This is a genomic window from Citrobacter sp. TBCP-5362 (genome assembly GCF_005406305.1).
Taxonomy (GTDB): domain Bacteria; phylum Pseudomonadota; class Gammaproteobacteria; order Enterobacterales; family Enterobacteriaceae; genus Citrobacter_B; species Citrobacter_B koseri.
Genome location: NZ_CP040234.1, coordinates 1,103,588 through 1,129,753, shown reverse-complemented (window position 1 = coordinate 1,129,753; position 26,166 = coordinate 1,103,588). Strand labels below are relative to the sequence as shown.

At 46.2% G+C, this 26,166-nt stretch carries 26 protein-coding genes, 1 other RNA gene and 1 pseudogene; 18 read left to right on the top strand and 10 right to left on the bottom strand.

The features are described 5' to 3' along the window. Positions 1 to 3: 3 nt before the first annotated feature. The 4 genes from trmD to ffh all read right to left on the bottom strand — a co-directional run bounded on the left by trmD (position 4) and on the right by ffh (position 3,242). Positions 4 to 771, bottom strand: a complete 768-nt coding sequence (trmD, locus tag FD428_RS05510) for a tRNA (guanosine(37)-N1)-methyltransferase TrmD (protein WP_024130850.1) — start codon at positions 769 to 771, stop codon at positions 4 to 6. 44 nt (positions 772 to 815) lie between these two features. Continuing rightward, complete coding sequence (gene rimM, locus FD428_RS05505; RefSeq protein ID WP_024130851.1) at positions 816 to 1,364, bottom strand: ribosome maturation factor RimM; 549 nt, start codon at positions 1,362 to 1,364, stop codon at positions 816 to 818. An 18-nt stretch (positions 1,365 to 1,382) separates the two neighbouring features. After that, positions 1,383 to 1,631, bottom strand: a complete 249-nt coding sequence (rpsP, locus tag FD428_RS05500; protein WP_012134698.1) for a 30S ribosomal protein S16 — start codon at positions 1,629 to 1,631, stop codon at positions 1,383 to 1,385. A gap of 249 nt (positions 1,632 to 1,880) precedes the next feature. Beyond that, the gene (gene ffh / locus FD428_RS05495; RefSeq protein WP_012134699.1) at positions 1,881 to 3,242 is read right to left on the bottom strand and encodes a signal recognition particle protein; all 1,362 of its coding nucleotides are present in this window, start codon (positions 3,240 to 3,242) and stop codon (positions 1,881 to 1,883) included. A 163-nt stretch (positions 3,243 to 3,405) separates the two neighbouring features. Here ffh and FD428_RS05490 point away from each other — a divergent pair, with 163 nt between their 5' ends. Beyond that, positions 3,406 to 4,197, top strand: a complete 792-nt coding sequence (locus FD428_RS05490; protein WP_114848789.1) for an inner membrane protein YpjD — start codon at positions 3,406 to 3,408, stop codon at positions 4,195 to 4,197. Between the two features lie 18 nt (positions 4,198 to 4,215). Continuing rightward, on the top strand, positions 4,216 to 5,502 hold the full coding sequence (locus tag FD428_RS05485; protein ID WP_047461874.1) for an HlyC/CorC family transporter: 1,287 nt from the start codon (positions 4,216 to 4,218) through the stop codon (positions 5,500 to 5,502). A gap of 52 nt (positions 5,503 to 5,554) precedes the next feature. On the opposite strand, the gene grpE is transcribed toward FD428_RS05485, so the two are convergent. Then, entirely contained in the window at positions 5,555 to 6,148 is a 594-nt protein-coding gene (gene grpE, locus FD428_RS05480; RefSeq protein ID WP_024130852.1) for a nucleotide exchange factor GrpE, read from the bottom strand. A gap of 123 nt (positions 6,149 to 6,271) precedes the next feature. Here grpE and nadK point away from each other — a divergent pair, with 123 nt between their 5' ends. From nadK to bamE, 3 genes are all read left to right on the top strand, one after another. Then, a complete protein-coding gene (gene nadK, locus FD428_RS05475; RefSeq protein ID WP_024130853.1) occupies positions 6,272 to 7,150 on the top strand; it encodes an NAD(+) kinase in 879 nt (292 codons plus the stop codon). A gap of 85 nt (positions 7,151 to 7,235) precedes the next feature. Next, positions 7,236 to 8,897: a DNA repair protein RecN gene (gene recN / locus FD428_RS05470; protein WP_049011866.1), complete on the top strand. Its 1,662-nt coding sequence runs from the start codon at positions 7,236 to 7,238 to the stop codon at positions 8,895 to 8,897. Positions 8,898 to 9,046: 149 nt separating this feature from the next. Further along, a complete protein-coding gene (bamE, locus tag FD428_RS05465; protein ID WP_012134705.1) occupies positions 9,047 to 9,391 on the top strand; it encodes an outer membrane protein assembly factor BamE in 345 nt (114 codons plus the stop codon). A 113-nt stretch (positions 9,392 to 9,504) separates the two neighbouring features. Here the strand turns inward: bamE and FD428_RS05460 are convergent, their stop codons facing one another. Together FD428_RS05460 and ratA are read right to left on the bottom strand one after the other, a co-directional pair. After that, positions 9,505 to 9,795, bottom strand: coding sequence for an RnfH family protein (locus tag FD428_RS05460; RefSeq protein ID WP_012134706.1), 291 nt, complete (start codon positions 9,793 to 9,795; stop codon positions 9,505 to 9,507). Then, positions 9,785 to 10,222 carry a type II toxin-antitoxin system toxin RatA gene (gene ratA / locus FD428_RS05455; RefSeq protein WP_024130854.1) on the bottom strand — a complete coding sequence of 146 codons (438 nt, stop codon included), beginning with the start codon at positions 10,220 to 10,222 and terminating at the stop codon, positions 9,785 to 9,787. Before ratA ends, FD428_RS05460 begins: the two co-directional genes overlap by 11 nt. A 169-nt stretch (positions 10,223 to 10,391) precedes the next feature. On the opposite strand from ratA, the gene smpB reads away from it, so the two are divergent. From smpB to FD428_RS21800, 7 genes and pseudogenes are all read left to right on the top strand, one after another. After that, positions 10,392 to 10,874 (top strand): SsrA-binding protein SmpB, encoded by a 483-nt coding sequence (gene smpB, locus FD428_RS05450; RefSeq protein WP_012134708.1) that lies wholly within the window; start codon positions 10,392 to 10,394, stop codon positions 10,872 to 10,874. Between the two features lie 145 nt (positions 10,875 to 11,019). After that, positions 11,020 to 11,382, top strand: a transfer-messenger RNA (tmRNA) gene (gene ssrA, locus FD428_RS05445). Positions 11,383 to 11,585: 203 nt separating this feature from the next. Next, positions 11,586 to 12,836 (top strand): integrase, encoded by a 1,251-nt coding sequence (locus tag FD428_RS05440; RefSeq protein ID WP_114848788.1) that lies wholly within the window; start codon positions 11,586 to 11,588, stop codon positions 12,834 to 12,836. Positions 12,837 to 13,016: 180 nt separating this feature from the next. Next, the gene (locus FD428_RS05435) at positions 13,017 to 14,045 is read left to right on the top strand and encodes a hypothetical protein (protein ID WP_137675733.1); all 1,029 of its coding nucleotides are present in this window, start codon (positions 13,017 to 13,019) and stop codon (positions 14,043 to 14,045) included. A 2-nt stretch (positions 14,046 to 14,047) separates the two neighbouring features. Continuing rightward, a complete protein-coding gene (locus tag FD428_RS05430; protein WP_114848786.1) occupies positions 14,048 to 15,136 on the top strand; it encodes a DUF3696 domain-containing protein in 1,089 nt (362 codons plus the stop codon). Then, a complete protein-coding gene (locus FD428_RS05425) occupies positions 15,136 to 15,957 on the top strand; it encodes a hypothetical protein (RefSeq protein WP_114848785.1) in 822 nt (273 codons plus the stop codon). Before FD428_RS05430 ends, FD428_RS05425 begins: the two co-directional genes overlap by 1 nt. A gap of 561 nt (positions 15,958 to 16,518) precedes the next feature. Continuing rightward, positions 16,519 to 16,683, top strand: a pseudogene (locus FD428_RS21800) (integrase); the annotation flags it as partial. A gap of 88 nt (positions 16,684 to 16,771) precedes the next feature. Here FD428_RS21800 and FD428_RS05415 read toward each other — a convergent pair. The 3 genes from FD428_RS05415 to FD428_RS05405 all read right to left on the bottom strand — a co-directional run bounded on the left by FD428_RS05415 (position 16,772) and on the right by FD428_RS05405 (position 19,479). Next, a complete protein-coding gene (locus FD428_RS05415) occupies positions 16,772 to 17,452 on the bottom strand; it encodes an inovirus Gp2 family protein (RefSeq protein WP_114848783.1) in 681 nt (226 codons plus the stop codon). A gap of 308 nt (positions 17,453 to 17,760) precedes the next feature. Next, positions 17,761 to 19,275, bottom strand: a complete 1,515-nt coding sequence (locus tag FD428_RS05410) for a DUF3987 domain-containing protein (protein ID WP_114848782.1) — start codon at positions 19,273 to 19,275, stop codon at positions 17,761 to 17,763. A gap of 30 nt (positions 19,276 to 19,305) precedes the next feature. Continuing rightward, positions 19,306 to 19,479, bottom strand: a complete 174-nt coding sequence (locus FD428_RS05405) for an AlpA family transcriptional regulator (protein WP_233603703.1) — start codon at positions 19,477 to 19,479, stop codon at positions 19,306 to 19,308. 156 nt (positions 19,480 to 19,635) lie between these two features. On the opposite strand from FD428_RS05405, the gene FD428_RS05400 reads away from it, so the two are divergent. The 6 genes from FD428_RS05400 to FD428_RS05370 all read left to right on the top strand — a co-directional run bounded on the left by FD428_RS05400 (position 19,636) and on the right by FD428_RS05370 (position 26,138). Beyond that, the gene (locus FD428_RS05400) at positions 19,636 to 21,387 is read left to right on the top strand and encodes a hypothetical protein (RefSeq protein ID WP_114848780.1); all 1,752 of its coding nucleotides are present in this window, start codon (positions 19,636 to 19,638) and stop codon (positions 21,385 to 21,387) included. Between the two features lie 832 nt (positions 21,388 to 22,219). Further along, positions 22,220 to 23,305 (top strand): thymidylate synthase, encoded by a 1,086-nt coding sequence (locus FD428_RS05390; RefSeq protein ID WP_137675732.1) that lies wholly within the window; start codon positions 22,220 to 22,222, stop codon positions 23,303 to 23,305. Continuing rightward, on the top strand, positions 23,302 to 23,859 hold the full coding sequence (locus FD428_RS05385) for an adenylate kinase (RefSeq protein WP_114848625.1): 558 nt from the start codon (positions 23,302 to 23,304) through the stop codon (positions 23,857 to 23,859). The genes FD428_RS05390 and FD428_RS05385 overlap by 4 nt, the downstream gene beginning before the upstream one ends. Further along, entirely contained in the window at positions 23,852 to 24,874 is a 1,023-nt protein-coding gene (locus FD428_RS05380; RefSeq protein ID WP_114848626.1) for a nucleotide kinase domain-containing protein, read from the top strand. The genes FD428_RS05385 and FD428_RS05380 overlap by 8 nt, the downstream gene beginning before the upstream one ends. Before the next feature lie 116 nt (positions 24,875 to 24,990). Beyond that, positions 24,991 to 25,482 carry a TIR domain-containing protein gene (locus tag FD428_RS05375; RefSeq protein WP_023321452.1) on the top strand — a complete coding sequence of 164 codons (492 nt, stop codon included), beginning with the start codon at positions 24,991 to 24,993 and terminating at the stop codon, positions 25,480 to 25,482. Next, positions 25,476 to 26,138: a hypothetical protein gene (locus FD428_RS05370; protein WP_114848627.1), complete on the top strand. Its 663-nt coding sequence runs from the start codon at positions 25,476 to 25,478 to the stop codon at positions 26,136 to 26,138. The genes FD428_RS05375 and FD428_RS05370 overlap by 7 nt, the downstream gene beginning before the upstream one ends. The last annotated feature ends 28 nt before the right edge of the window (positions 26,139 to 26,166 follow it).

Sequence of the window (26,166 nt, the reverse complement as noted above, 5' to 3'; positions counted from 1 at the left end):
GTCTCAGACCAGCCCATCATGTTTATGTTGCTGTTGTGCGTGTTCCGTTTTGAACTCCGCCAGCAACCTTGCTTGCTCTTCAGTCAGAGCCAGGTTTTCCAGAAGTTCAGGTCTTCTAAGCCAGGTTCGGCCCAGCGACTGTTTCAAACGCCAGCGACGTATCTCAGCATGGTTTCCTGACAGCAATACTGCCGGTACTTCCATCCCTTCCAACACTTCAGGTCGAGTATAGTGTGGACAGTCCAGTAATCCGTCGGCAAAGGAATCTTCGATTGCCGAAGCCTCATGACCCAGAACCCCCGGAATGAACCGGGAAACGGAGTCAATCAGCGTCATTGCTGGTAACTCACCACCACTGAGTACGTAATCGCCGATTGACCATTCTTCGTCAATTTCGGTTTGAATCACGCGCTCATCTATTCCTTCGTAGCGACCACACACCAGAATCAGTTTCTGATTCGTTGCCAGTTCGCTGACGCCCGCTTGATCAAGCTTGCGTCCCTGAGGTGACAGATAGATCACCTTAGCGCCTTCACCCGCCGCGCTTTTTGCTGCATGAATGGCGTCCCGCAAGGGTTGCACCATCATTAACATCCCCGGTCCGCCGCCGTAGGGACGATCGTCCACGGTACGGTGCCGGTCATGCGTGAAGTCACGAGGACTCCAGCTCTGGATGCTCAGCAGGCCATTTTTTACTGCCCGGCCAGTTACCCCGTAATCGGTAATTGCGCGGAACATTTCAGGAAACAGGCTAACGATACCTATAAACACAAGCCAATCCCCATAACGCCGACTTTTACCGTTTATCCGGTGGTTTAAAAACCAGGATCCCAATCTACTTCGATAGTACGAGTAGCGAGATCGACTTTCTTGATAACCTGCCCATCGAGGAACGGCACAAGACGTTCCTTGATACCAAACGCATCTTTCAGGTTTGCCTTGATGACGATGACGTCATTCGAACCGGTTTCCATCATATCGACGACTTTACCGAGATCGTAGCCTTCAGTGGTCACTACCTGGCAGCCCATAAGGTCTTTCCAGTAGTAAGAACCATCCTCCAGCGCTGGCAACTGCGAGGAATCCACGACAATTTCGCAATTGGTCAGTAGATTCGCCGAATCACGATCGTCAACGCCTTTCAGCTTGATGATCAGATCCTGATTGTGGTGCTTCCAGCTTTCCAGCTGTACTTGCTGCCACTGACCCGCCTTCTGGATAAACCAGGGCTGATAGTCAAAAATGCTTTCGGCGTCTTCGGTGGAAGAAAACACTCTGAGCCACCCACGAATACCGTAAGACGACCCCATTTTCCCCAAAACGATGGGTTCAACGGGCGCTTGCGCAGTGAGTTGCTTGCTCATCATGACCACCGTGACAGATTAAGCTGCTTTGTTTGCTGCTTTGATCAGCGCTGCAACGCGATCAGAAATAGTCGCGCCCTGGCCAACCCAGTGAGCGATGCGATCCAGATCCAGGCGGGTGCCTTCTTCTTTTTCGCTGGCGATCGGGTTGAAGAAGCCAACGCGCTCAATGAAGCGACCGTTGCGTGCATTACGGCTGTCGGTAACAACAACCTGGTAGAACGGACGCTTTTTAGCGCCGTGACGAGCTAAACGAATAGTAACCATAACATCCTCTTGTGTGAATAAAACACCCAGGCCCCATCGAGGAACGGAGCCCGGGTGTCATATTAAAAGCCCGAAAATTTTACTGATTTCTGGGGAAAATGCAATCAGCAGTTGATAACTCTGCTATAAAAGGCCGTCGGCGGTGCAGGCAGTTCGGTGCCGGCGTGCGCGCAGCCACCGGAGCGTACACGCAGTACGTGAGGATGGCGAGCACACCCCGGTGCCGAAATGGCAAACAAGCCAGGCTGATTAACGACCCGGGAAGCCTGGCGGCATCATACCCTTCATGCCACGCATCATCTTCGCCATCCCGCCTTTCTTCATTTTCTTCATCATGCGCTGCATGTCGTCGAACTGTTTCAGAAGACGGTTAACGTCCTGTACCTGCATGCCACAACCGGCTGCGATACGGCGTTTACGGGAACCTTTGATGATTTCTGGCTTCGCGCGCTCTTTCAGCGTCATCGAGTTGATGATCGCCTCCATCCGCACCAGCACCTTGTCATCCATCTGCGATTTCACGTTGTCAGGAATCTGGCCCATGCCCGGCAGCTTGCCCATCAGGCTCGCCATACCGCCCATGTTTTTCATCTGGTTGAGCTGTTCGAGGAAATCGTTCAGATCAAAGCCGTCGCCTTTTTTCAGTTTGCTGGCTAATTTCTCAGCCTGCGCGCGGTCAACTTTGCTTTCAATATCTTCGATCAGCGACAGCACGTCGCCCATGCCGAGAATACGGGACGCGATACGATCCGGGTGGAACGGCTCCAGCGCTTCGGTTTTCTCGCCAACGCCGAGGAATTTAATCGGCTTGCCGGTGATATGACGAATAGAGAGCGCGGCACCGCCACGGGCGTCACCGTCGACTTTCGTCAGCACCACACCGGTCAACGGCAGCGCTTCGTTAAACGCTTTCGCGGTATTCGCGGCATCCTGACCGGTCATCGCATCGACCACAAACAGGGTCTCTACCGGATTAATAGAAGCGTGGACCTGTTTGATTTCGTCCATCATCGCTTCATCGACGTGCAGGCGACCGGCGGTATCCACCAGCAGCACGTCGTAGAATTTGAGTTTCGCTTCTTTCAGCGCGGCATTGACGATATCAACCGGCTTCTGACCGACGTCAGACGGGAAGAAATCGACGTCAACCTGCTGCGCCAGGGTTTCCAGCTGTTTGATCGCCGCCGGGCGATAAACGTCGGCAGAGACGACCAGCACTTTCTTCTTGTGCTTCTCGCGCAGGAATTTACCCAGCTTACCGACGCTGGTGGTTTTACCGGCGCCCTGCAAGCCCGCCATCAGCACAACGGCTGGCGGCTGTGCGGCCAGATTCAGGGTCTGGTTCTCTTCGCCCATCGCCGCAACCAGTTCGTTGCGCACAATCTTGACGAACTCCTGCCCCGGCGTCAGGCTCTTGTTAACTTCATGACCAACCGCTTTCTCTTTTACGCGATTGATAAACTCTCGCACTACAGGAAGCGCAACGTCAGCCTCCAGCAGCGCCATGCGCACTTCGCGCAGCGTCTCTTTAACGTTGTCTTCAGTAAGGCGTCCACGGCCACTGATATTGCGCAGCGTGCGCGACAAACGATCGGTTAAATTATCAAACATTGTCTCTCGCCTGGGGTGGAAACGGTTGGTCGCTAGCGCGACACATATACAGAATTTTGTCGCAGTATAACATGAAGCCGCCTTTGTTGTTATGCAACGGTTGGAGCAGCGGTCACGTAACGCTATACTGCTTCTCTCTCACTGGCCAACTGTCGACACTCCTATGCCCGTTTTTGCTTTACTCGCTCTTGTCGCCTATTCCATCAGCCTCGCGCTGATCGTTCCTGCTTTGCTGCAAAAAAATAGCGGCTGGCGGCGTATGGCTATCCTTTCTGCGGTCATCGCGCTGGTGTGCCATGCTTTTGCGCTGGAAGCCCGAATCCTGCCCGGCGGCGAAAGCGGTCAAAACCTGAGCCTGCTGAACGTCGGTTCGCTGGTCAGCCTGATGATTTGTACCGTCATGACAATTGTCGCTTCACGCAATCGCGGCTGGCTGCTGCTGCCTGTTGTCTACGCCTTTGCGTTAATTAACCTGGCCTTCGCCACGTTCATGCCGAACGAGTACATCACCCACCTCGAAGCCACGCCAGGTATGATGATACACATCGGCCTGTCGCTGTTCGCTTACGCCACATTGATCATTGCCGCACTGTATGCGTTGCAGCTGGCATGGATCGACTATCAGCTCAAAAACAAAAAGCTGGCGTTCAGTAATGAAATGCCCCCGCTGATGAGCATTGAGCGCAAAATGTTTCACATCACGCAGATTGGCGTGGTGCTGCTGACGCTCACGCTGTGTACTGGCCTGTTTTACATGCATAACCTGTTCAGCATGGAAAATATCGACAAAGCCGTTCTCTCTATCGTGGCATGGTTTGTCTATATTGTTCTGTTGTGGGGACATTACCACGAAGGCTGGCGCGGACGTCGGGTCGTATGGTTTAACGTCGCGGGCGCAGGCATTCTGACGCTGGCCTATTTCGGCAGCCGCGTATTGCAGCAGTTTGTAAGCTAAGTCTTAAAGGAGCACCCCCTGGAACATATCTCCACTACCACGCTGATCGTCACACTGATCATCATGGTGGTTATTTCAGCCTATTTTTCCGGTTCCGAAACCGGCATGATGACGCTGAACCGCTATCGTCTTCGCCACCTGGCAAAACAGGGCAACCGTCCGGCAAAGCGCGTGGAAAAACTACTGCGCAAGCCGGACCGACTGATAAGCCTGGTTCTGATTGGTAATAACCTGGTCAATATTCTCGCCTCAGCCATCGGCACCATCGTCGGTATGCGCCTGTACGGCGATGCGGGCGTGGCAATTGCCACCGGCGTACTGACGTTTGTCGTCCTCGTATTTGCGGAAGTGCTGCCGAAAACCATCGCCGCGCTGTACCCGGAAAAAGTGGCCTACCCCAGCAGTTTTCTGCTGGCGCCTTTGCAGGTGCTGATGATGCCGCTGGTCTGGTTGCTTAACACCATTACCCGGCTGCTGATGCGCATGATGGGCATTAAAACGGATATCGTCATCAGCGGCTCTCTGAGTAAAGACGAACTGCGCACGCTCGTGAATGAATCCCGCTCGCAAATCTCCCGCCGCAACCAGGACATGCTGCTCTCAGTGCTGGATCTGGAAAAGGTCAGCGTGGATGACATCATGGTGCCGCGCAACGAAATTATCGGCATTGATATCAATGACGACTGGAAATCGATCGTCCGCCAGCTTTCTCACTCGCCGCACGGGCGCATTGTGCTTTACCGCGACTCGCTGGATGACGCCATCAGCATGCTGCGCGTGCGCGAAGCCTGGCGGTTAATGTCCGAGAAAAAAGAGTTCACTAAAGAGACCATGCTGCGCGCCGCCGATGAGATCTACTTCATCCCGGAAGGCACGCCGCTCAGCACGCAGCTGGTAAAATTTCAGCGTAATAAAAAGAAAGTCGGGCTGGTGGTCAACGAATACGGGGATATTCAGGGGCTGGTGACGGTCGAAGATATTCTGGAAGAGATTGTCGGCGACTTCACTACCTCGATGTCGCCAACGCTGGCGGAAGAGGTCACGCCGCAGAATGACGGTTCAGTGATTATCGACGGCAGCGCCAACGTGCGGGAAATCAACAAAGCCTTTAACTGGCACCTGCCGGAAGACGATGCGCGGACGGTAAACGGCGTGATTCTGGAAGCGCTGGAAGAGATCCCCATCGCCGGAACGCGCGTGCGCATTGGCCAGTACGATATCGATATTCTCGACGTCCAGGACAATATGATTAAGCAGGTTAAAGTCTTGCCGGTGAAACCGTTGCGGGAGAGTATCTCAGAGTAATGCTGTAGGCCGGGTACGGCGAACGCCGCCACCCGGCACTACGGATGGCAAATTACGCCTTCGCCTTCGCCACCGTTACCATCGCCGCGCGAATAGTACGACCGTTCAGCGTATAGCCTTTCTGCATAATGCCCAGCACGTTACCCGGGGTAACATCCTCAGACTCCACCATCGCAATCGCCTGATGCACGTTCGGATCCAGCGGTACGTTGGTGTCAGCAATCACCTCTACGCCGAACTTACGCACGACATCCAGCATGGATTTCAGCGTCAGCTCAATGCCTTCGACCATTGACGCCATATCTGGATTCGCTTTATCCGCCACTTCCAGCGCACGATCCAGGCTATCGATAACCGGCAACAGCTCATTGACGAATTTTTCCAGCGCGAACTTATGCGCCTTTTCTACGTCCAGCTCGGTACGACGACGCAGGTTTTCCATTTCCGCTTTGATACGTAACACGCTGTCACGTTCGCGATTCTGGGCTTCAGCAAGCTGCGCTTCCAGATTCGCAATTTTTTCATCGCGCGGATCCACCTGCTCAGCAGAAGCGTCTGATTCAACCGCCTCAACTTCTTCGTGCTGATCCATGATAATTTCTTCCGGGGCTTGCCCCTCAGGCGTTTTCTGTTCTTTACTACTCATGAATTTCTCCGCGTTTTTTTTCGCATTCATCTCGCTAACTTCGCTTATTATGGGGATCAGATTCAGGGTTTCAAGGGAAGCACTCACATTGTCATCAATCTTCGCTACAAGGACCTCGAGAAAATGAACAATCATTTCAAGTGTATTGGCATTGTGGGACATCCACGTCACCCCACTGCACTGACGACACATGAAATGCTCTACCGCTGGCTATGCACAAAAGGTTACGAGGTCATCGTGGAGCAGCAGATCGCCCACGAATTACAGCTGAAAAATGTAAAAACCGGCACGCTGGCGGAAATTGGTCAACTGGCGGATCTCGCCGTCGTTGTCGGCGGGGATGGCAATATGCTCGGCGCGGCGCGCACGCTGGCGCGCTATGACATCAAAGTGATCGGCATTAACCGTGGCAATCTCGGCTTCCTGACCGACCTTGACCCGGACAACGCCCTGCAACAACTCGCAGATGTACTGGAAGGCCATTATATCGCCGAGAAACGTTTTTTACTGGAAGCTCAGGTCTGCCAGCAAAACTGCCAGAAACGCATCAGTACCGCCATCAATGAAGTCGTGCTGCACCCGGGAAAAGTGGCGCACATGATTGAATTTGAAGTATATATCGACGAAACCTTCGCCTTTTCTCAGCGTTCCGATGGCCTGATCATCTCTACGCCGACCGGTTCCACCGCCTATTCACTCTCGGCGGGCGGCCCCATTCTGACGCCGTCGCTGGACGCCATCACGCTGGTGCCGATGTTCCCGCACACCCTATCCGCACGCCCGTTGGTCATTAACGGCAGCAGCACGATTCGTTTGCGTTTCTCACACCGCCGTAGCGACCTCGAAATCAGTTGCGACAGTCAGATTGCCCTGCCCATACAGGAAGGCGAAGATGTATTGATCCGCCGTTGTGACTACCATCTGAACCTGATACATCCTAAAGATTACAGTTATTTCAACACATTAAGCACAAAACTAGGCTGGTCAAAAAAATTATTCTAATTTAACGCCGCCCTCTTTACTGTATAAAAAACCAGTTTATACTGTATGTAATTACAGTTATGGTTTTTCATACAGGAAAACAGCTATGTTGGCACAACTGACCATCAGCAATTTTGCTATCGTTCGTGAACTTGAGATCGATTTCCAGAGCGGAATGACCGTCATTACCGGTGAAACCGGCGCGGGTAAGTCTATTGCGATTGATGCGCTCGGCTTGTGTCTGGGTGGCCGTGCAGACGCCGACATGGTGCGGGTGGGAGCAACCCGCGCAGACCTGTGCGCCCGCTTCTCACTGAAAGATACGCCAGCAGCGCTGCGCTGGCTGGAAGAAAACCAACTGGAAGAAGGGCGTGAGTGCTTACTTCGCCGCGTCATTAGCAGCGACGGTCGCTCCCGCGGCTTCATCAACGGCACCGCCGTGCCTCTCTCCCAGTTACGGGAACTGGGCCAGTTGCTCATTCAAATTCACGGCCAGCATGCGCATCAGCTACTGACCAAGTCTGAACATCAAAAATCCCTGCTCGACGGCTACGCCAACGAAGCGCTTCTGATTCAGGAAATGTCCTCACGCTATCAACTGTGGCATCAAAGCTGCCGCGATCTGGCGCATCATCAACAGCAAAGCCAGGAACGCGCCGCACGTATGGAGCTGCTGCAATATCAGTTGAAAGAACTGAACGAATTTAACCCGCAGCCCGGTGAGTTTGAGCAAATTGATGAAGAATATAAACGACTGGCAAACAGCGGCCAGTTGCTGACGACCAGCCAGAATGCGCTGACGTTGCTTGCTGATGGCGAAGACGTCAATCTGCAAAGCCAGCTGTACACGGCAAAACAGTTAGTCACCGAACTGACGGGCATGGACAGCAAACTGTCTGGCATTCTGGATATGCTGGAGGAGGCCACAATCCAGATAACTGAGGCCAGCGACGAACTGCGTCACTATTGCGACCGTCTGGATTTAGACCCCAATCGCCTGTTCGAACTTGAGCAGCGCATTTCTAAGCAGATTTCACTGGCGCGTAAACATCACGTCAGCCCGGAAGCGCTGCCGCAGTTTTATCAGTCACTGCTCGAAGAACAGCAGCAGCTTGACGATCAGGCCGACTCACTGGAAACCCTGACGCTGGCGGTGAACAAACATCGCCAGCAGGCGCTGGAAACGGCAAAAGCGCTGCATACTCAGCGTCAGCATGACGCGCAGGAACTGGGGCAGTTGATCACCGAAAGCATGCATGCGCTGTCGATGCCACATGGCCGGTTCACTATTGATGTAAAATTTGATGAGCATCATCTGAGCAGCGACGGTGCCGACCGCGTAGAGTTTAAAGTCACCACAAACCCGGGTCAGCCATTGCAGCCAATCGCAAAGGTCGCTTCCGGGGGCGAACTGTCCCGTATCGCGCTGGCAATCCAGGTCATTACCGCCCGTAAAATGGAAACCCCGGCGCTCATTTTCGATGAAGTCGATGTCGGTATCAGCGGCCCTACTGCGGCCGTTGTCGGTAAACTGCTGCGCCAGTTAGGTGAGTCGACTCAGGTAATGTGCGTCACCCACCTTCCGCAAGTTGCCGGTTGTGGTCATCAGCACTTCTTTGTCAGCAAAGAAACGGACGGCGCCATGACCGAAACGCATATGCAGCCGCTGGATAAACGCTCGCGATTACAGGAGCTGGCTCGTTTACTTGGCGGCAGCGAAGTGACGCGTAATACCCTCGCAAATGCGAAAGAACTGTTGGCTGCGTAAACTTTTTTGACCCTTTAAGGTCTGAGTACAAAACAAAATCGCCGTAAGACCCGACACCAAAAGGTTTTAAAGTGGTGAAAGGTCTATTATCATCGGCATATTACATATGAGCCGCGTACTGCTCGGGCCCGAAAAGGAATCAAATCACTATGCGCTGTAAAACGCTGACTGCTGCCGCAGCAGTACTACTGATGTTGACCGCAGGCTGTTCCACTCTGGAGCGAGTGGTTTACCGCCCTGACATCAACCAGGGGAACTATCTGACCGCTAACGATGTCGCCAAAGTGCGCGTCGGTATGACGCAACAGCAGGTTGCTTATGCTTTGGGTACACCGATGATGTCCGATCCTTTTGGCACTAACACATGGTTCTATGTGTTCCGTCAGCAACCGGGTCATGAAGGCGTAACGCAACAAACCTTAACGCTGACCTTTAACAGCAACGGCGTGTTGACCAACATCGACAATAAGCCAGCGTTGACCGACAACAAGTAAGATTGTTTTCTGGTGTTAAAAAAGGTGCCATTGGCACCTTTTTTAATTATTGACGAACCTGAACCCGCTTTGCCGAAAGAATGTAGGCCTGATAAGCGTTCAGGCATCCATGATTATTTATTTGCCGATTTCTCCGCTCGCTGCCTGCGCAACTCTTTCGGATCGGCAATCAGCGGTCGATAGATCTCTACCCGATCGCCGTCATGAACCACGTCGGCAAGTTTTGTCGGGCGGCTATAGATACCGACTTTGTTTTTAGCGAGATCGATATCGGTGCGCAGTTCCAGCAAACCGGAAGCACGAATCGCTTCTTCAACCGTCGCGCCTTCCTGCAACGTCACACGCTGTAAATACTGTTTCTCGGGCAGCGCATACGCCACTTCGACGACAATTTTAGCCGACACTGTAAACCTCTTTGGCCCGAACGGTAAACGCCTGCACCATATTAGAAGCCAGCTCTTTAAAGACGCGGCCAAACGCCAGTTCAATTAACTTGTTGGTGAACTCAAAATCGAGGTGGAACTCGATGCGGCACGCTTCCTGGCTGAGCGGCGTAAATTTCCACCCGCCAATCAATTTTTTGAAAGGGCCATCGACCAGATGCATCAGGATGCTCTGGTTATTCGTCAACTGGTTACGTGTCGTGAATGTTTTGCTGATCCCTGCCTTAGACACATCCACGGCCGCCGTCATCTGACCCGGCGTCGATTCCAGCACACGGCTGCCGACGCATCCCGGCAAAAACTGAGGGTAGGACTGAACATCATTCACTAACTTATACATCTGTTCCGCGCTATAAGGGACTAAAGCGGTCCGGCTAATCTGAGGCATAGCAATTTCCATCAACATAAATCGAACAAATAATACCATTTATCCCCAGGTAAAAAAAACGCTATACCTCAACAGGGCCTACGCAGGTTCATGCTAAGATAACGCCTTATCCCCCGCAGGATGAAATGGGGTGTTTTTCGATTTCAGATTACCTATACTGAGCGGCATTATGACGAAGAAAAAAGCACACAAACCTGGCTCAGCCACTATTGCGTTGAATAAGCGCGCCCGACACGAATACTTTATTGAAGAAGAGTTCGAAGCTGGACTCGCCCTGCAAGGTTGGGAAGTTAAATCCCTGCGCGCGGGCAAAGCAAATATTAGCGATAGCTATGTCCTTCTCAGGGATGGCGAAGCGTACCTGTTCGGCGCAAACTTTACGCCAATGGCCGTCGCCTCAACGCACGTCGTGTGCGACCCCACTCGCACCCGTAAACTGCTACTGAACCAACGCGAACTCGACTCCCTGTACGGACGCGTCAATCGTGAAGGTTATACCGTCGTCGCGCTTTCACTGTACTGGAAGAACGCCTGGTGCAAAGTGAAAATCGGCGTTGCAAAAGGTAAGAAACAGCATGATAAACGCTCAGACCTGAAAGAGCGTGAGTGGCAACTGGATAAAGCCCGCATCATGAAGAATGCAGGCCGCTAAACGTTCCCTGATAACACCGCTTTCGTTGCTGGCTATTTAAGCAAATCGTTCCATCACGCGAAATGAGCGGTAAATCCTTGAAGATAAGGAAAATCGGGGGCTGGTCACGCGTGTCACAACTCTGTTATACTTAACGTAACACATTGGGGCTGATTCTGGATTCGACGGGATTTGCGAAACCCAAGGTGCATGCCGAGGGGCGGTTGGCCTCGTAAAAAGCCGCAAAAAATAGTCGCAAACGACGAAAACTACGCTTTAGCAGCTTAATAACCTGCTCTGAGCCCTCTCTCCCTAGCTTCCGCTCTTAAGACGGGGATCAAAGAGAGGTCAAACCCAAAAGAGATCGCGTGGATGCCCTGCCTGGGGTTGAAGCGTTAAAACTAATCAGGCTAGTTTGGTAGTGGCGTGTCCGTCCGCAGGTGCCAGGCGAATGTAAAGACTGACTAAGCATGTAGTACCGAGGATGTAGGAATTTCGGACGCGGGTTCAACTCCCGCCAGCTCCACCAAAATTCTCCATCGGTGATTACCAGAGTCATCCGATGAAGTCCTAAGAGCCCGCACGGCGCAAGCCCTGCGGGCTTTTTTGTACCCTCAATTTGTCCCGCGTAGTCCGAAGAGAACTAATTAAATCCGAACCTTTTAGGCCCATTGATAGGCCCAACGAAAAGCTCTATTGTTTTCGTTGGGCCTAAACGCATGGAGACTCCCCATGGCAAGAAAAACCAAGCCGTTAACTGATACGGAAATCAAAGCCGCCAAACCTAAAGATGCTGATTACCAGCTGTATGACGGTGACGGGCTAACTCTGTTAATCAAGTCCAGTGGCAGTAAGCTTTGGCAATTCCGTTACTATCGGCCTCTGACCAAGCAGCGAACCAAACAGAGCTTCGGTGCCTACCCTGCCGTCTCGCTTTCTGATGCACGTAAACTCAGAGCTGAATCTCGAGTTTTATTGGCAAAAGACATTGATCCTCAGGAACATCAGAAAGAACAGGTGAGGAATTCTCAAGAGGCCAAAACCAACACTTTCCTGTTAGTTGCGGAGCGGTGGTGGAATGTGAAGAAAGCCAGCGTGACGGAGGACTATGCCGACGATATCTGGCGCTCGCTTGAAAGAGATGTTTTCCCGGCAATCGGTGATATCAGTGTCACTGAGATTAAGGCTCATACTCTGGTTAAAGCAGTTCAGCCGGTTCAGGCAAGAGGTGCATTAGAGACTGTTCGCCGCCTTTGTCAGCGTATTAACGAAGTCATGATTTATGCGCAGAACACAGGCTTGATTGATGCAGTTCCCAGCGTAAACATAGGGAAAGCGTTCGAGAAACCGCAGAAGAAAAACATGCCTAGTATCCGCCCGGATCAACTACCGCAACTAATGCAGACTATGCGCACGGCAAGTATCAGCCTGTCCACACGATGCCTGTTCATGTGGCAGCTTCTCACCATTACCCGCCCTGCCGAAGCTGCTGAAGCTCGATGGGCTGAGATCGATTTTGATGTTAACGAATGGAAAATTCCTGCAGCCCGAATGAAGATGAACCGGGACCATACGGTTCCACTATCTGATGGGGCTCTCGCTATTCTAGAAATGATGAAGTCTCTCAGCGGTGGTCGAGAATTTATTTTTCCCAGTCGCATCAAACCAACCCAGCCAATGAACAGCCAAACGGTGAATGCAGCACTCAAGCGTGCTGGCTTAGGAGGCGTACTCGTATCACACGGTTTACGTTCTATCGCCAGTACGGCACTCAATGAGGAAGGATTTCCACCTGATGTCATTGAGGCTGCACTTGCTCATGTGGATAAAAATGAGGTACGTCGTGCCTATAATCGTAGCGATTACCTTGAGCAGCGACGCCCAATGATGCAGTGGTGGGCAAATTTCATTACAGCGGCAGAACGAGGAAGTCTAATTGAAGATGGATATAAAGGTATTCGATTATTAGCTTCTGGACTCTGAGTTGTGAACGGTGCTGCACGTTCACAGCTCAGAGCTACTGCCGCTGCCTGAATCCGGGTTTTACGTTAGCCCTGTTAATTCTCACCCGCTCTCACTCAATTAATGCGATGATAAATAATCCGCGTATACTCATACCAATTCAATCAGATAACACTTTGCTGACACTGTAACGCATCCAATATGACAAAATTTAGCGAGACCCTTATTCATCAGGACGTGCGTTTCCTGAACGTCCGCACCCTGCTTGACAGGGTAGATTCAGGACGCCTTGATGCCAAGCCACCTTATGGCTCAATGCCTGCTTTATCCATCGCCATTCGTTCTCAGATGATTGAGTCATTGATTCTGGGGCTGTCAACTGAAACGTTCTGGGCGGAGCAGGATGGTTTAGGCAGGACAATGCTACTGTCCGGATTTGAGATGGTTTCAGCGATAGCCGCCTTTGCCTGGGGCCGGTTTGCCCTGAAAGACCTTCGGGTGTTAAAGCACCTTGAAGGTCTTTCTTTTGATAATATTGATTACGCTGACAGACGGCAATTTGAACAGATGGAACTGATTTTCATAACCATTTCCTACGATTCAAATCCTTTACTGAAGTGCATGCTGGTCGAGAAAATCAACAGACCAAGGCATGGTTCAAACGCAGCTCAGTTTGCCCGAAATATTATTTTCCCTGCGTGCGCGGAAAAGATATTGGACCTGGCAACATATTGTCTTGAGCGGCACGATTTTTCAGGACTTCCCGCTGAAAAAAACATGAACAGGCTGTTGCTGCGGATGCAGACCGATCTGTTTTACGGCCTTCTAATCTGCTTTGTGAAAAGCCACTGGTGGGACATCAGTGGGCATCATGATTTGGGACATGATGCGTTTTCACGTAGCCGCGCACTGGAACGCTTGTATTCGCATGACATCGCGCCGTCTGACGATCTGGATTATGCGTTAAACAAGCTGGCAATGATGCTGGATGAAGGCAACTGGGAGGCTCAACAAGCATTCAACAACATTGTCGATTCTGTCCGGTTGATTCTAAATGCACGCACATTCGGTGCACGCACTGTCGGGAAAAATTATATCACTCGTATTAAACATTCTGATCCTGATGAGTACAGCCTTCTCGATTATCTTTATGAAAATTTCACTGGCAGAGTGCCGCCGCTGAACTTAACCCGATCCATGACCATTCACGATCTTGCTGGAATTCCCTGATAATGATCAAGCAATTACATCTAAAAAATTTCAAATGTTTCACTGAACAACAATTTGAGTTTTCGCCGCTGACAGTTTTTTGTGGCTCGAACTCTGCTGGTAAATCCACGGCTATACAGTCTCTTCTGAGTATTGTTCAGAACAGTGATGCGATGGCAAATGGGAAGTTCAGACTGGATGGAAAGCTGTTCAGCTTTGGAAAACTTAAAGATCTGTTATCGCATCATCCGGTTGATAACGAAATTATCATTAAAACCGACTCTTTCAGCGTGACGTTGATCGCTGATGATCTTAACAGTAAAGAGTGTCTCATTCAGGACGGACATATCACGGATCTGGGGTACCTGACATCCCTGCTGAAAAATGATTTTGTCTATCTGTGTGCTGAACGATTTGGCCCCCGTTCGAGCTTTGAGATAGGTACCCGTGAAGACACTCTGGAAATGGGGATATTTGGTGAGTTTGCGCTTGCAAACTATCACAAATATCAGGATAAGCCTGCACCAAACCAGGCATTTGCCAGTGTAGTCTGCGCCCATCTATTCGCCGAGCATGATGCAACCACGCAAGTTGTGTATACAGATGCTCTGGTCCGTGAAGCGATGAATAAAGTATGCCCAGGGTTCGCAATGCAGGTGAATGAGGCGGAGGAGATAGACAGGATATACAATCTTTACACCTCGGGTTCAGAGAACATCAGACCAATCAACGTTGGATTTGGCGTAAGCTATGTGCTCCCTATTATTATCAGCGCTGCGTTAATTCATCCGGGCGGCACGCTGATTGTGGAAAACCCGGAGGTTCACCTCCATCCCCGCGCGCAATCCTCTCTGGTTCAGATACTCTGTGCGCTTTCACAGACGGGCGTACAAGTTATTATTGAAACCCACAGTGATCACATCATTAATGGCATTCGTGTCTTCGCAAAGGATAATTCCTTTGATGAACGGGAAAACATCATTCATTCAGTGACGGACAAAGGGGGGAAACGGCAGGTTAAACCCATTCACATTGATAAGGATGGCAACCTGACCGCCGTTGATGAGGGATTCTTTGACCAGATTACTAAAGACTTGATGAGGCTGTTCTGATGGATATATCCATTAATGACTTGTCTTTTAAAGGACAATTTACCTCCTTCAGCGAGATTGAAGCGTGCGTGAATGATCTTATGGCTGTCACTCAGGTGGCAGAGGAGCTTGCCGGGTATAAACCTATTCGACGTACGCGTGGGCTGGCTGAGCGGATGCTGACGAGGACAGAGAGCCTGCGGTCTTATATGAACAGTTTGTACGGCACTGGACGCGCTGCGGATGAAAAGCTGCTTCAATCTATTCTGCTGACATTCGTCAAAGGGCCTTTTATACCAGATGATGCCTTCGATGATCAGGTCCGTGGCGCTGTGAGTATCTGCGGTGATGTCGTGGACGATACGGCCCTGCATGCCTGCTTTTCGCGAAAGGATGAATCTGTTCATGCGGTGATTTCGGCGCCACTCCATCCGTATGATTCAGTTCCAGAGATCCGGGTTGCCGGCAACGGCTGCACGCAAGTGCCAGTACTTAATTTTGTTTCAAGCACACAGTGTACTTCTTTGCTGAGGTGTTACGATGCCAATCCAAAGCATGAACTCAAAACCGATAAGCTTGTTAATAACAATGTACATACGAAAATGGATCTGGACAGTGACACTGCTCTGGCCTGTCTTAGAGACGGTATGCAGGTTATCGGGGATCGGTATGTCTATGGATATTACAATGAGAAATGGTATGAATTTCGGCCTCATGAAAACGGGCGTTACCATGGTTTCCCGATAGTGGATCCGGGCAATGAAGGCACACTCAATCGCATTATCCGTGTATTTGGTGAGCCGCCTTACTCCCCTGCAGGATACCAGTTCTGCCTAGCATAATCGACGTTCGGTTTTATCAGGCATAGGGCAGTTGGTCAGTGGGAAGGGACCTGTAAACCAACGTCTGTATAATCGGCACATGCTCCGTAAGCCATCACCCAATCTGAACGGCCTCGTATATAGTTGAACAATTTACTCATACTGATAACGATGTCTAGTTTCGATATTTTGCCTAGCTCAGATCTTTTATAGTTTCAGAAGAATGCGATCATGGATTTAATGTTGGATATATCCATTGCTTTTTTTAAACGTAGCAACTGCAGTGAGGCTGGCACGGTGCAGAATGCGCGTGGGGGGTCTACGGTGCAAATGGCCACGTGCAGCAGAATAGGTACCGTTGCGGCAGGCCGCTCTGATGCGAAGGCACGGCAGAGATTGCCGATGGTTTTGTTGTTGATGCCGTGCTAACAGGCCTACTTCACTTAATTCCAGCTGCTACTTAGCCACTACTGATAATGGTGCTAACACTGCTCACAGGTCATTTACTTCCGGTTCGTCATGATGTGCCGGAGAGCACTAAGAATTGAAATATTATTTCAAATCAATAAGTTAAAAAATAACGCTTACTCCCATGTTGATAAAAATGAGGTATGTCGCGCTCACAACCGAAGCGACTATCTTGAGCAACGTCGCCGAATGATGCAATGGTGGGCTGATTTTATGAATAAGGCCGACAGTGGGAGCATTGTTGAAAATGGAAAAAGGGAGTTCAAACTTGTAGTCTGAGCCTCTAGCGGGATTGGTTTTATTAGCGAGTTTTTACAGATAAAGTAAGGGGCTCTTGAGCCCCTTACTCATTTTTTATAACAAATAATCAACCTAGGATCTGGCTTGTACCGAAGTTACGGTAACCGTCATTTAAGTCTTTGGTGTTGTATTTCGTCAGGTAAGCGATTCGTAACAGAAAGTCATAATAATCATCACTTAACGTTAACGCAGCGTCCCGAGTGAACCAAGCGGTATGATTCTTCGGGAAATGAACCCGGCTGGCATAGTCAGGGTAATCAAGCCCTATTGCGCTGCACCAAGCCTTCTGTATCCGGGTTCCCATATTATCAGCATCCACTTTAGTGTAATTCCCAAGATAGGCATAGGCCTCTCTGTCAAACAGCAGAACCAGATGGTAGTGAGGGCGTTCCCCGGTAAAACGTTCCCTAGCCCAGCTATAGCCGAGCGGTGTAGGCTCACCCGCCCTGCCAGAACGCTTGTGCTCTTCCCGCAACTGGCTTTTAAGGGATTCTATTGCCCGAGTAATGGCCTTCTCATCATCGTTCTGAAAGCAGAGCGGCAAGTCTGGCTCTCCAGGCACGTGGGACTGAGCAAACCTCAGGTCAGCGCGTAATGCGAATATCCGGTTATAATTTTCCAGATAGTTAGATATTACAGCAAGCAATCTACGAAGCATATAGCTTGATATACGAGAATCATATTTTTCTTCAGCATCCTGTTTTAGGAATTTGAACTCTCTATCAGTTAACTCATAAGGTGACTTCATAATAATATCTTTTTGTAAAATTCATTAGGTAATGGGTAGCAAATAGCCACCCATACAATTAGGCATACAGGCGCCCTTGCAGGGATGTATTATCTCTGCTGATATACAGGCTTGATTATTACATTGGCGTATCCCAATGTTTAGTGTATTGGTGCAAGGGTATGTACCAATCACAGGTATACAGGTATATCACAGGTATATTACATATACCGACTAATCAATATTGATAATAATCCATCCCAAAACAGTGCAACCCGCAGCACAACAAGGGTCACGTGAAGAATAACCTTTTGATAATCACTCTGAAGTTATTCATACATGGCTAACTTGCTTAGTGTCAGTGATCCAGCTTGGTATATGGGCGTATTGGTTTTCTCTGCCAGTTCAATAGGATCCATTTTTGAACCAATAAATTTTACACAGTTTACGCCTGCTTCTTCGTATAATTGCACTTGTCCTTTCGACTCAAGCCTTTCTAGGGCTGGCATCAATCGCGCAGAGCATCTGGTTGAAAACGGCCCTTTTTTTATAATGATATTTCTATTAAAAATGTAAGAGCCATTTTTAACAAGATTTGATTCCATCCAGAATGATAATTTTTCCTCATCACTAAGTTCTCTTGTGGAATCAATTTTTGTAATGGAATGATTGACAAACCAGTCAGTCAGATTCAAAGCAGATAACAGATTTTCACTTGTGATTTCTGTCGAATCAGGGTCACCAGTAACCTGAATAATACCTGCAATCCTGAGGCTCTGCTCGATAAAACGAGCGGCTATATCGTCATAGTGATACAAGGCACCGCCAGGTTTCATCTGCTGCTGCAAACTCAACGATGTTTCATCCATTAGATCCTGTGCGTCCGGGGCAAGGGTAAGTGCAATATACTCATCGCCATTTTCTCTTCGCTTAACACCGGCTTCCATAAGCTGTGACATGACAGAATACAGCTCCTGAAGCAGGCTTTCATCCTTGGCACTGTGATCATTAATGGTGTATGGCTCTGTAATCTGCTCCATATCTATCATCAGGGTACGAGCCAGCAATCCTGTGAATCTGATATTGGCCCTTTTCCGTTTGCTGGAATTGTCATACGGATGAGGCTGCATCATTAATAAAGATGAAAATACATAATTTTCAATAACAAAGCTTTCCCGTGACACCCTGTTAATGGTGACTTTATCCCAACACCAGAATGTATTGAAAGGTGTGGGGTCGTTGTACAAACTACTCGTATACACACCTGCTGCTTCATCGTTAAAAAGAGCCTTATTCTGATATCCCATCCCGATTTCTTTAGTGAGCGCTTCGCTTGTCGGGTTTGTTAAAATAATGGATTTCCTTACTGGTTTCTGCGGTTGGCGGAGGATACACTCTTCAAGTTTTCTGCGTGTTTCAGCTGTACCGCCCCCGTGACTCAGCGCTTTTTTGTAAAGCTTGTTTAATACTTTAAACTCTGCCTGCCAGATAATAACCCTTCGTTCATACTCCTCAAGCTCGACACAATACTCGTCTTCAAATCGCCGCTCCCGTTGCTCAACAGGAATCTTGAGCAATCTGTATATTCTTGACTTACCACTACCAGATCTGGAGAGCAGCAACATGTATAACGCAAGAGGAAAACGCTGTTTATTGCCCAGTTGAACGCAAAACATATCCTGGCAGGCCAACCCCAAAAATGCTAATAACGTAACGACGATAATCTCAACAGACACACCTGTGATGTGGTGGAGGTACAAAGCCCATCGTCTGATGTGGCGAGGCAGTCGATCAAATCTCAGATTAAGCTCTTGATTAACTTTGCCTTTACTGATTTTCTTCATGGCATTATCCTTTGTTTTTTTGCAAAAAAATTAAACTGTTCGGGAAGCGATCCACTCGTCTACAGAAGTAGATCGCCAACCGATAGATGCGGCCCCAAGCCGGATCGGTTTAGGAAAATCAGCATCGTAGTACCGGGATTTCGGATTCAATTTTTCGTAGATGCTGGATCGGGATATTCCCAAGAATGCCGTCAATTCAGCCATACGCAGAATGCGCAGAGGCTGGTTAGAATGGTTCGTTTGTTCGCATGGCTTTAACATTGTAGTTCCCCTTATTGGACGTCTTAGTCAGCGCTCGAACTCTCTCATACCATCTGAGATACTGTCCCCGTCAAAAAACGGAAACCAACCGGAGGGAACGTGGGGACTCATGCTTTTGCTGATATGATGTATCGTCTTTACCAGTGCTTTGGCCTGTTTGAAAAGGACGACGAACGGCGTGAAGTGCGTGGAAACAGCAGTTTTTCCTTTCATCAGAATTTTTTTGATCAAGGCTATAACGATGTAATAAGAATAATTGACAGCAATGAAGTCTTCAGCCTCGAAGAAAGACGCGAAGTTTTTTACAAATACGAGCAACTATATAACGCGCTAATGCATATTCCGGTCTTTTCTCATCTAGATAATCGCCAAATCACAAAGCGATACCTTCAGGTCGCATTGCCTCCCATAGTAGCATTAGACGTCTATAATTCGCTTTACCCTGATGATGAAATGCATTTCTATTACCATATTCATCATTTTTTGATCAGCACACACTGCCCACACGAAAGCGCTGATAAAAGAAAGATTTATTCAGGAGTGAAACAATACCTACGGGAATATATTCGCACACTTGATTTTCACTACACGGATCATCTGGCATCACTTATTAATTTCATTAATAATATTAAAGCAAGTAGTGGACAGAAGGAAGCGACTATAAAGAGAGTAATAAAAAATTGCCGTTCAGAATATAATGAAAGCTACATTTCTGAAAAGAACATAAAAGTCAACTCACTAAATTTAAATAAAATTGAAAAGGCTTATCTGTCGCTTAACGTGCTGCTTGCATTCGAGCGCAAGACCTCAGCGGTCACCGCGGTATCCATGCATTACCGACACACAGTGAACAATGGCATTAATTATAACAATAGTTATGGTATTTTGTGTCGATATATCTACTCTAAGGGGTATGACGAAAAACTGTTACATTACATTACTCTTCCATTTTATAATGTGGCTGTCCGGCCCGTTTCGGTAACTATAGAGAAAAAAGCGTATCGTTATGTACACGAATTAAAATGGCTTATTTTTAACACCAGGAATACCACCAAATACTCTAAATGGGATTTAGCCGAAATAGCATCTTGTTTCAAATCTGCATCTAACTCAGATGTACTGATACCCTATTCACAACTTTTGCAAACCATCATTTTTCTCAGTCAGGGTAAAACAGATGAAGCATTCCGACTTGTAAACAAAATTCCATTAACTACATTACCGATTGGTTACCTGCCCTCAGCCTTTTCAGTTATCAAACTGGCATTAAAAGTGAAACTGGAAAGAAAAAAAATAAGAAACAAAACATTACTGTCCGTAATAAACAGCACCTTGAGCAATCAAGGTGCTGTTACCGAACTTATTGCTGTGACTCAGGGAGAAACTGATAGTAATCTTGCATTATGCGCAGATAACATGACGATTATGCGAGCAATAAAAATGTACAACCACATGATAAGAAAGGTAAGTTATTCATTTGAAGGTTCACTATCTGATGTATGTCCGCAATCTATATTCGGTATTCTTGATGAAATAGAATGTGCACTGGGCAAATTAAATATCCTTATTCGCGAAACAGGTGATAGCATTGACAGCAATGAACTCGCCAAGCTTATAGTGAAAAATAAAACACTAACAGCTCGTGAATTGAATGAAAACCTGGTTGGAATACTTGATAAATGCACACTTTATAATTTCCTGAGTAGCATCAACGTTTTTATTAATTATCTGAGATGCCCTGGAGAAGAACTAGGACACATTAGGATATTGGTCGGAGCGACAGAAAAACCAAGACGTCTTCGTGAAAAGATATGTGAAGCTTTGAAGATTGCATCCGAAAAAAGTAGATAAGGAAACTTAAGGAAAAGGGAAATGCATCCAGACGTCAACTAAAAAGTACTGGTTCAGTCAGAAAAAGTAAATGACACTTTATTTTTCCCCTGCTACAGCTGCTACACGTAGCAGCTGTAGCAGGGTTCAGAGATAAATGAGGATGTTATTTATTTCAGCTCACGGGTTGATCATATTTCATGCCTACTGGCATTTTCTGATTCGACTGGCGTATCTGGCGAAAACCAGAACTAAGGATGTCCAAAGTGGTCACCTTAACTTTGTTGAAAGCAGTGTCCACGCTTAGGCGATTAGCCTGTTAATTGACATATTTCTCAGTAAAAATCCGATATTGTGCCTCAGCCCCCTGCTACAACCTGCTACAACCTGCTACAACCTGCTACATGTAACATGTTGTAGCAGGCTTCAAAAATCAAGTGAGATCTCTGTGCCATTTGTTGTTCTACGGTAAGAATGGCTAGAGGATTGTTACCTACATCACCATTTGCACATCTTCTTACTTATCAGGGACATCTTTTATCTCAAATAACTCGATTAATCATCCTGCAGCTAATAAAATTCAATTTTTAGTCGTTATCTGATTGCGAGATTGATGGTTCGCTTCCCTGTACACATGCAGTGCTTATGCAGCTGAGGGCGGTAGCTTGGAGCGCGGTTATGACTTGCTGACTATGACACTCGTTTGACTAGCGCATTTGAGTCCATTCTTAACAGAAAATGGGGTTATTCTCATCTTGGCATCACTGATGCAATGGGAATAAAAATTTATATCAAAAGTCAAACACAATTTATCAATTAATGAATTGTTCTTACATAGCACGAGGTTTGGTTTATGCACACCATCTACGGAGATACTATTAACGATCTAATGATGAAGGTCATAGAAAAAGTGCTCTTTGAGGGTGTCAACATACCGACTAGGAATGGGAATGCTATAACTATCTATGATGTTAGTATGATCCTGCAGAATCCAAGATCAAGGCATTTAAGTTTAGTCGGTCGAAAAAACAACATATTCTCAACTTTCGCTGAGGCAATGTGGGTTTTTGCAGGGGATAATCGGATTCATCCATATTTAACTTTTTTTCTGCCAAGAGCTCCTAAATATTCAGATGATGGGATCATTTGGCGAGCTGCTTATGGAGAAAGGCTTTACGCTCATGGGCAACTAGAGAACGTTGTACAACAATTCAAAAATGACGGAATTTTTACTAGGCGAGCCGTTATCAGTTTATACATGCCTGATAGAGACACTAATGACAGTCTTAGAAAAAAATACAACTTAGAAAATAGCGTTGACATACCCTGTAATAATTTAATTCATTTCTTTATCACTCCGGATAAGAAACTAAATATTAAAATAATCCAAAGAAGTGGGGACTTAATATTCGGTGTAAGCAATATTAATATTTTTGAATTTAGTTTACTGCAAGAGATTGTACTATCTATATTACAGCGAGAAGTTGATAGTCAAATCAAACTAGGATATTTGCATCATTCAATAACAAACCTGCATATTTATGAAGATAGGATAGAGCAAGCTAGAGATATTTTTAACTGTAAGGAAATACAAATAACCGATTTAGTCAATAATGATGAAATTTCATTCCCATCATCATTACTTGGTATAAAAATGTTATTCTGTGAAATAGTCTCATTTCTTGATTCGAAGATAACAGGCTCACCGCATAGTGTTAAAACTTTAACTCAGGAAGTTACTAAGCTAAAAAATATATTTGATAAACACTCTGTGAAAATAGAAAACAATCTATTATGGGGATATGCAGAAGCTGCTTTATCATATATATATCAAGTTAGATTTGGTGAGCCAATAGCACTGAGCACAAAATTAAGTTATGAGTTCAGTTTAAGCGTAAATTCAAACTACTTTAATAAATCCAACAAGGGAAATCTATGAAAATTGCTTTCATGGGTATATCAGGTAGTGGGAAAGATTTTCTCGCAAATTATCTGATACATAATCATGGCTATACACGATTATCATTTAGTGATCAACTAAAAAAATTAGCGCATTACATTTACCCATGGTTCGAAAAAGATTATCCTTCTGAAGAAAAAACACTCCCACTAAATATTTCCTTATCTACTGGTGAACTAATCAGTTGTTCCCCAAGAGATATATGGTTAAGCCTAAATAAGTTAAGAGAGATTGAAGATAAGATATTTATTAGAATGCTATCGGAAGAGTTAAACCTCTTAGAGTCAAATAGTAAGCTTAATGAAAGAAGAATAATAATTACTGATATAAGATCTAATGAAGAATTCATATGGTGTAAGGATAATCATTTCACTGTAATCTATATAGAAAGGGAAGCAAATGATTATAAAAAATATGAGATTGATAATCATGTAATTGAGAATAAAGAAAAGGCCGATTATCACTTTCATAACAATACAAGCGGAATAGATAGTTTCAAATTTTTCTTTGAAGAGGAACTATCTAATGGATAATAAAAACGATCAACTATTTTGTAATGTCAATGACATTAAAATAAAAACCGCCAAACCAATATTGAATGAAAATGTTATAAGAGAATGGTTTTATCATCAACGAGAAAGAACCTCTATATATTACAAGAAGGAAATACTTAAACACCCACCTTATTGGACTGATGATGAAATTTTGAGGAGCTATAAATTCGTTAATACCAAGAGAACATGGGATAGAGAAACAAAATGGCTGTTGGCTAATGTAATTAATAATAGCAATGTGAGTTACGAAAATAAAATACTCAATTCATTTCTCTTTAGGGTAATAAACAAAAGTGAGACCCTACATGAAATTAATGCTCCTTTTGATTTTTCGAGAATGACCGTTATTGATATTGATCATACCATTAGAGAAATAACTCATGACATGTCAATAAAGAATCCAGAGTATGTTTTTTTTAGCGCCGCGTATATACTTGGCGGACCTAAAGTTAATTTCGGGAGATTTTTAGAAGAAAAAGAGCATAAAACGGAAATGAACATGATTATCAGGATGATCAAGTTTGTTTTTTATAACCAAGATAAAATAGTAAAGGGCGTAAAATTAGCGGCAAATCAGTTAGAAGTATTCAATCATCTTAAATCATTCGCGGGGATTGGCGATTTTCTTGCTTATCAAATATTTGTAGATTTAACATACATAGTTGACTTTCCATTTACAGAAATGAATTTTGTTATTTCTGGCCCTGGCTGTGAAAGAGGGATTAATTGGATTTTTTCTGATAGAGGAGGAATGAATAGCGAAGAATGTTTATTTTGGTTCACTATAAACCAAAGCAATATTGCAGAAAAATATAATGAAGAGTGGGAAATGGATAAAATATTTCACTTTTTGCCTGAAGAAGAAAGAATATATACGCTAATGGATATGGAAAATAGTGGTGCCTGTGAAATAGATAAAAGATGTAGAACAAAGTTTGGTGGCAAAAGGCCAAAGCAAAAATATCATTATCATAATAATATGAGGCTATTTTAATAACTGATAGTTCAATAGTTCAATGGTTCAATGGTTCAATGGTTCAATGGTTCAATGGTTCAATGGTTCAATGGTTCAATGGTTCAATGGTTCAATGGTTCAGAAAGGGTTTTAAAATGCCTAAAGAAATTAAGAAAAATGTTTTTGTTAGTCATCATCACAAAGATGACGCCAGTGTCGATGGTGTTTCGCGGTTAGCTGCAGCAAAAGGTTATCACCTACGAAATAGCTCTGTCAGGATGAAACCTGAAAATCAGAGACGTGCTGATGAAAAGAAAATTAGTGATAGAACTATAGCTCGTTTGCTCAGAATGAAAATGAGATGGGCTGGTCAAGTTATAGTAGTTATCGGGAAAGAAACACACACAAGACCATGGGTGAATTGGGAAATTCAAGCAGCTCATCAGCTTGGTAAACCTATTATAGGTGTCTATGAAAATGGTTTAAAAGGTGATGTAAAACTACCTGAAAACCTTGAAAAATATGCAACATCTATCGTTTCCTGGAGAAGCGATGCAATTATCAGTGCACTTGAGGGTAAAACAAGTTTTCAAAAACCTGATGGTACTGATAGGGATAAAGTACAAGGGGGAAATGTAGTATGTTAATAGAAAACAACTCTTATCTTTATGCCTATTCAATAACCCGAGACTTTGGTTTTGCGCCTAACCCATTTCATGGAGTTTGTACCTTAGCAACATGCAAACCTAGAATTAGAAAGGCTGCTAACATTGGCGATTGGATTCTGGGGATTGGCGGGGCTAATTTAAAATACGTTAAAAAAAAGTGTATTCTACTAATGAAGGTGACTGAAAAAATAAGTTTTAATGATTATTGGGAAGACAATAGATTTGCCATCAAAAAACCAGCGAGAAATGGTAGTCATGTGCAGATTTTGGGAGATAATATCTATCATCAAGATGACAATAATGATTGGATTCAAGAAGATTCACATCATAGCAATGCTGATGGCTCATTCAATATGACAAATCTTGAACGTGATACTCGTACTGACCAGGTGCTGATTTCAAGACATTTTTATTATTTTGGTGATAAAGCAGTTGATATAGACTTAGACTCAATTGGCTATCACAGAATTAGAGATTATATAAAGCTTTCCTTAGATCACTCTATCCCTGCAAATGATCTTATTAAAAAAATAGACGCTGAGTTTCATAGTGATAAAAATATAGTTATATCTGATCCATGCCAGTTCTCTGATTTCTATAAACGTGTAGATCAGGGAACTGGTGTGCTCTCTTAATAAGCACTCACACTATGGCTCTGGATAT

Coding starts and splice junctions, on each gene's coding strand:
- FD428_RS05490 (WP_114848789.1), top strand. CDS start 3,406: ATGCCCGTTTTTGCTTTACTCGCTCTTGTCGCCTATTCCATCAGCCTC.
- FD428_RS05425 (WP_114848785.1), top strand. CDS start 15,136: ATGGATATATCCATTAATGACTTGTCTTTTAAAGGACAATTTACCTCC.
- bamE (WP_012134705.1), top strand. CDS start 9,047: ATGCGCTGTAAAACGCTGACTGCTGCCGCAGCAGTACTACTGATGTTG.
- FD428_RS05405 (WP_233603703.1), bottom strand. CDS start 19,479: ATGGCTGAATTGACGGCATTCTTGGGAATATCCCGATCCAGCATCTAC.
- nadK (WP_024130853.1), top strand. CDS start 6,272: ATGAACAATCATTTCAAGTGTATTGGCATTGTGGGACATCCACGTCAC.
- rpsP (WP_012134698.1), bottom strand. CDS start 1,631: ATGGTTACTATTCGTTTAGCTCGTCACGGCGCTAAAAAGCGTCCGTTC.
- smpB (WP_012134708.1), top strand. CDS start 10,392: ATGACGAAGAAAAAAGCACACAAACCTGGCTCAGCCACTATTGCGTTG.
- FD428_RS05435 (WP_137675733.1), top strand. CDS start 13,017: ATGACAAAATTTAGCGAGACCCTTATTCATCAGGACGTGCGTTTCCTG.
- FD428_RS05390 (WP_137675732.1), top strand. CDS start 22,220: ATGCACACCATCTACGGAGATACTATTAACGATCTAATGATGAAGGTC.
- FD428_RS05410 (WP_114848782.1), bottom strand. CDS start 19,275: ATGAAGAAAATCAGTAAAGGCAAAGTTAATCAAGAGCTTAATCTGAGA.
- recN (WP_049011866.1), top strand. CDS start 7,236: ATGTTGGCACAACTGACCATCAGCAATTTTGCTATCGTTCGTGAACTT.
- FD428_RS05415 (WP_114848783.1), bottom strand. CDS start 17,452: ATGAAGTCACCTTATGAGTTAACTGATAGAGAGTTCAAATTCCTAAAA.
- ffh (WP_012134699.1), bottom strand. CDS start 3,242: ATGTTTGATAATTTAACCGATCGTTTGTCGCGCACGCTGCGCAATATC.
- FD428_RS05385 (WP_114848625.1), top strand. CDS start 23,302: ATGAAAATTGCTTTCATGGGTATATCAGGTAGTGGGAAAGATTTTCTC.
- rimM (WP_024130851.1), bottom strand. CDS start 1,364: ATGAGCAAGCAACTCACTGCGCAAGCGCCCGTTGAACCCATCGTTTTG.
- ratA (WP_024130854.1), bottom strand. CDS start 10,222: ATGCCTCAGATTAGCCGGACCGCTTTAGTCCCTTATAGCGCGGAACAG.
- FD428_RS05375 (WP_023321452.1), top strand. CDS start 24,991: ATGCCTAAAGAAATTAAGAAAAATGTTTTTGTTAGTCATCATCACAAA.
- FD428_RS05430 (WP_114848786.1), top strand. CDS start 14,048: ATGATCAAGCAATTACATCTAAAAAATTTCAAATGTTTCACTGAACAA.
- grpE (WP_024130852.1), bottom strand. CDS start 6,148: ATGAGTAGTAAAGAACAGAAAACGCCTGAGGGGCAAGCCCCGGAAGAA.
- FD428_RS05440 (WP_114848788.1), top strand. CDS start 11,586: ATGGCAAGAAAAACCAAGCCGTTAACTGATACGGAAATCAAAGCCGCC.
- FD428_RS05380 (WP_114848626.1), top strand. CDS start 23,852: ATGGATAATAAAAACGATCAACTATTTTGTAATGTCAATGACATTAAA.
- FD428_RS05370 (WP_114848627.1), top strand. CDS start 25,476: ATGTTAATAGAAAACAACTCTTATCTTTATGCCTATTCAATAACCCGA.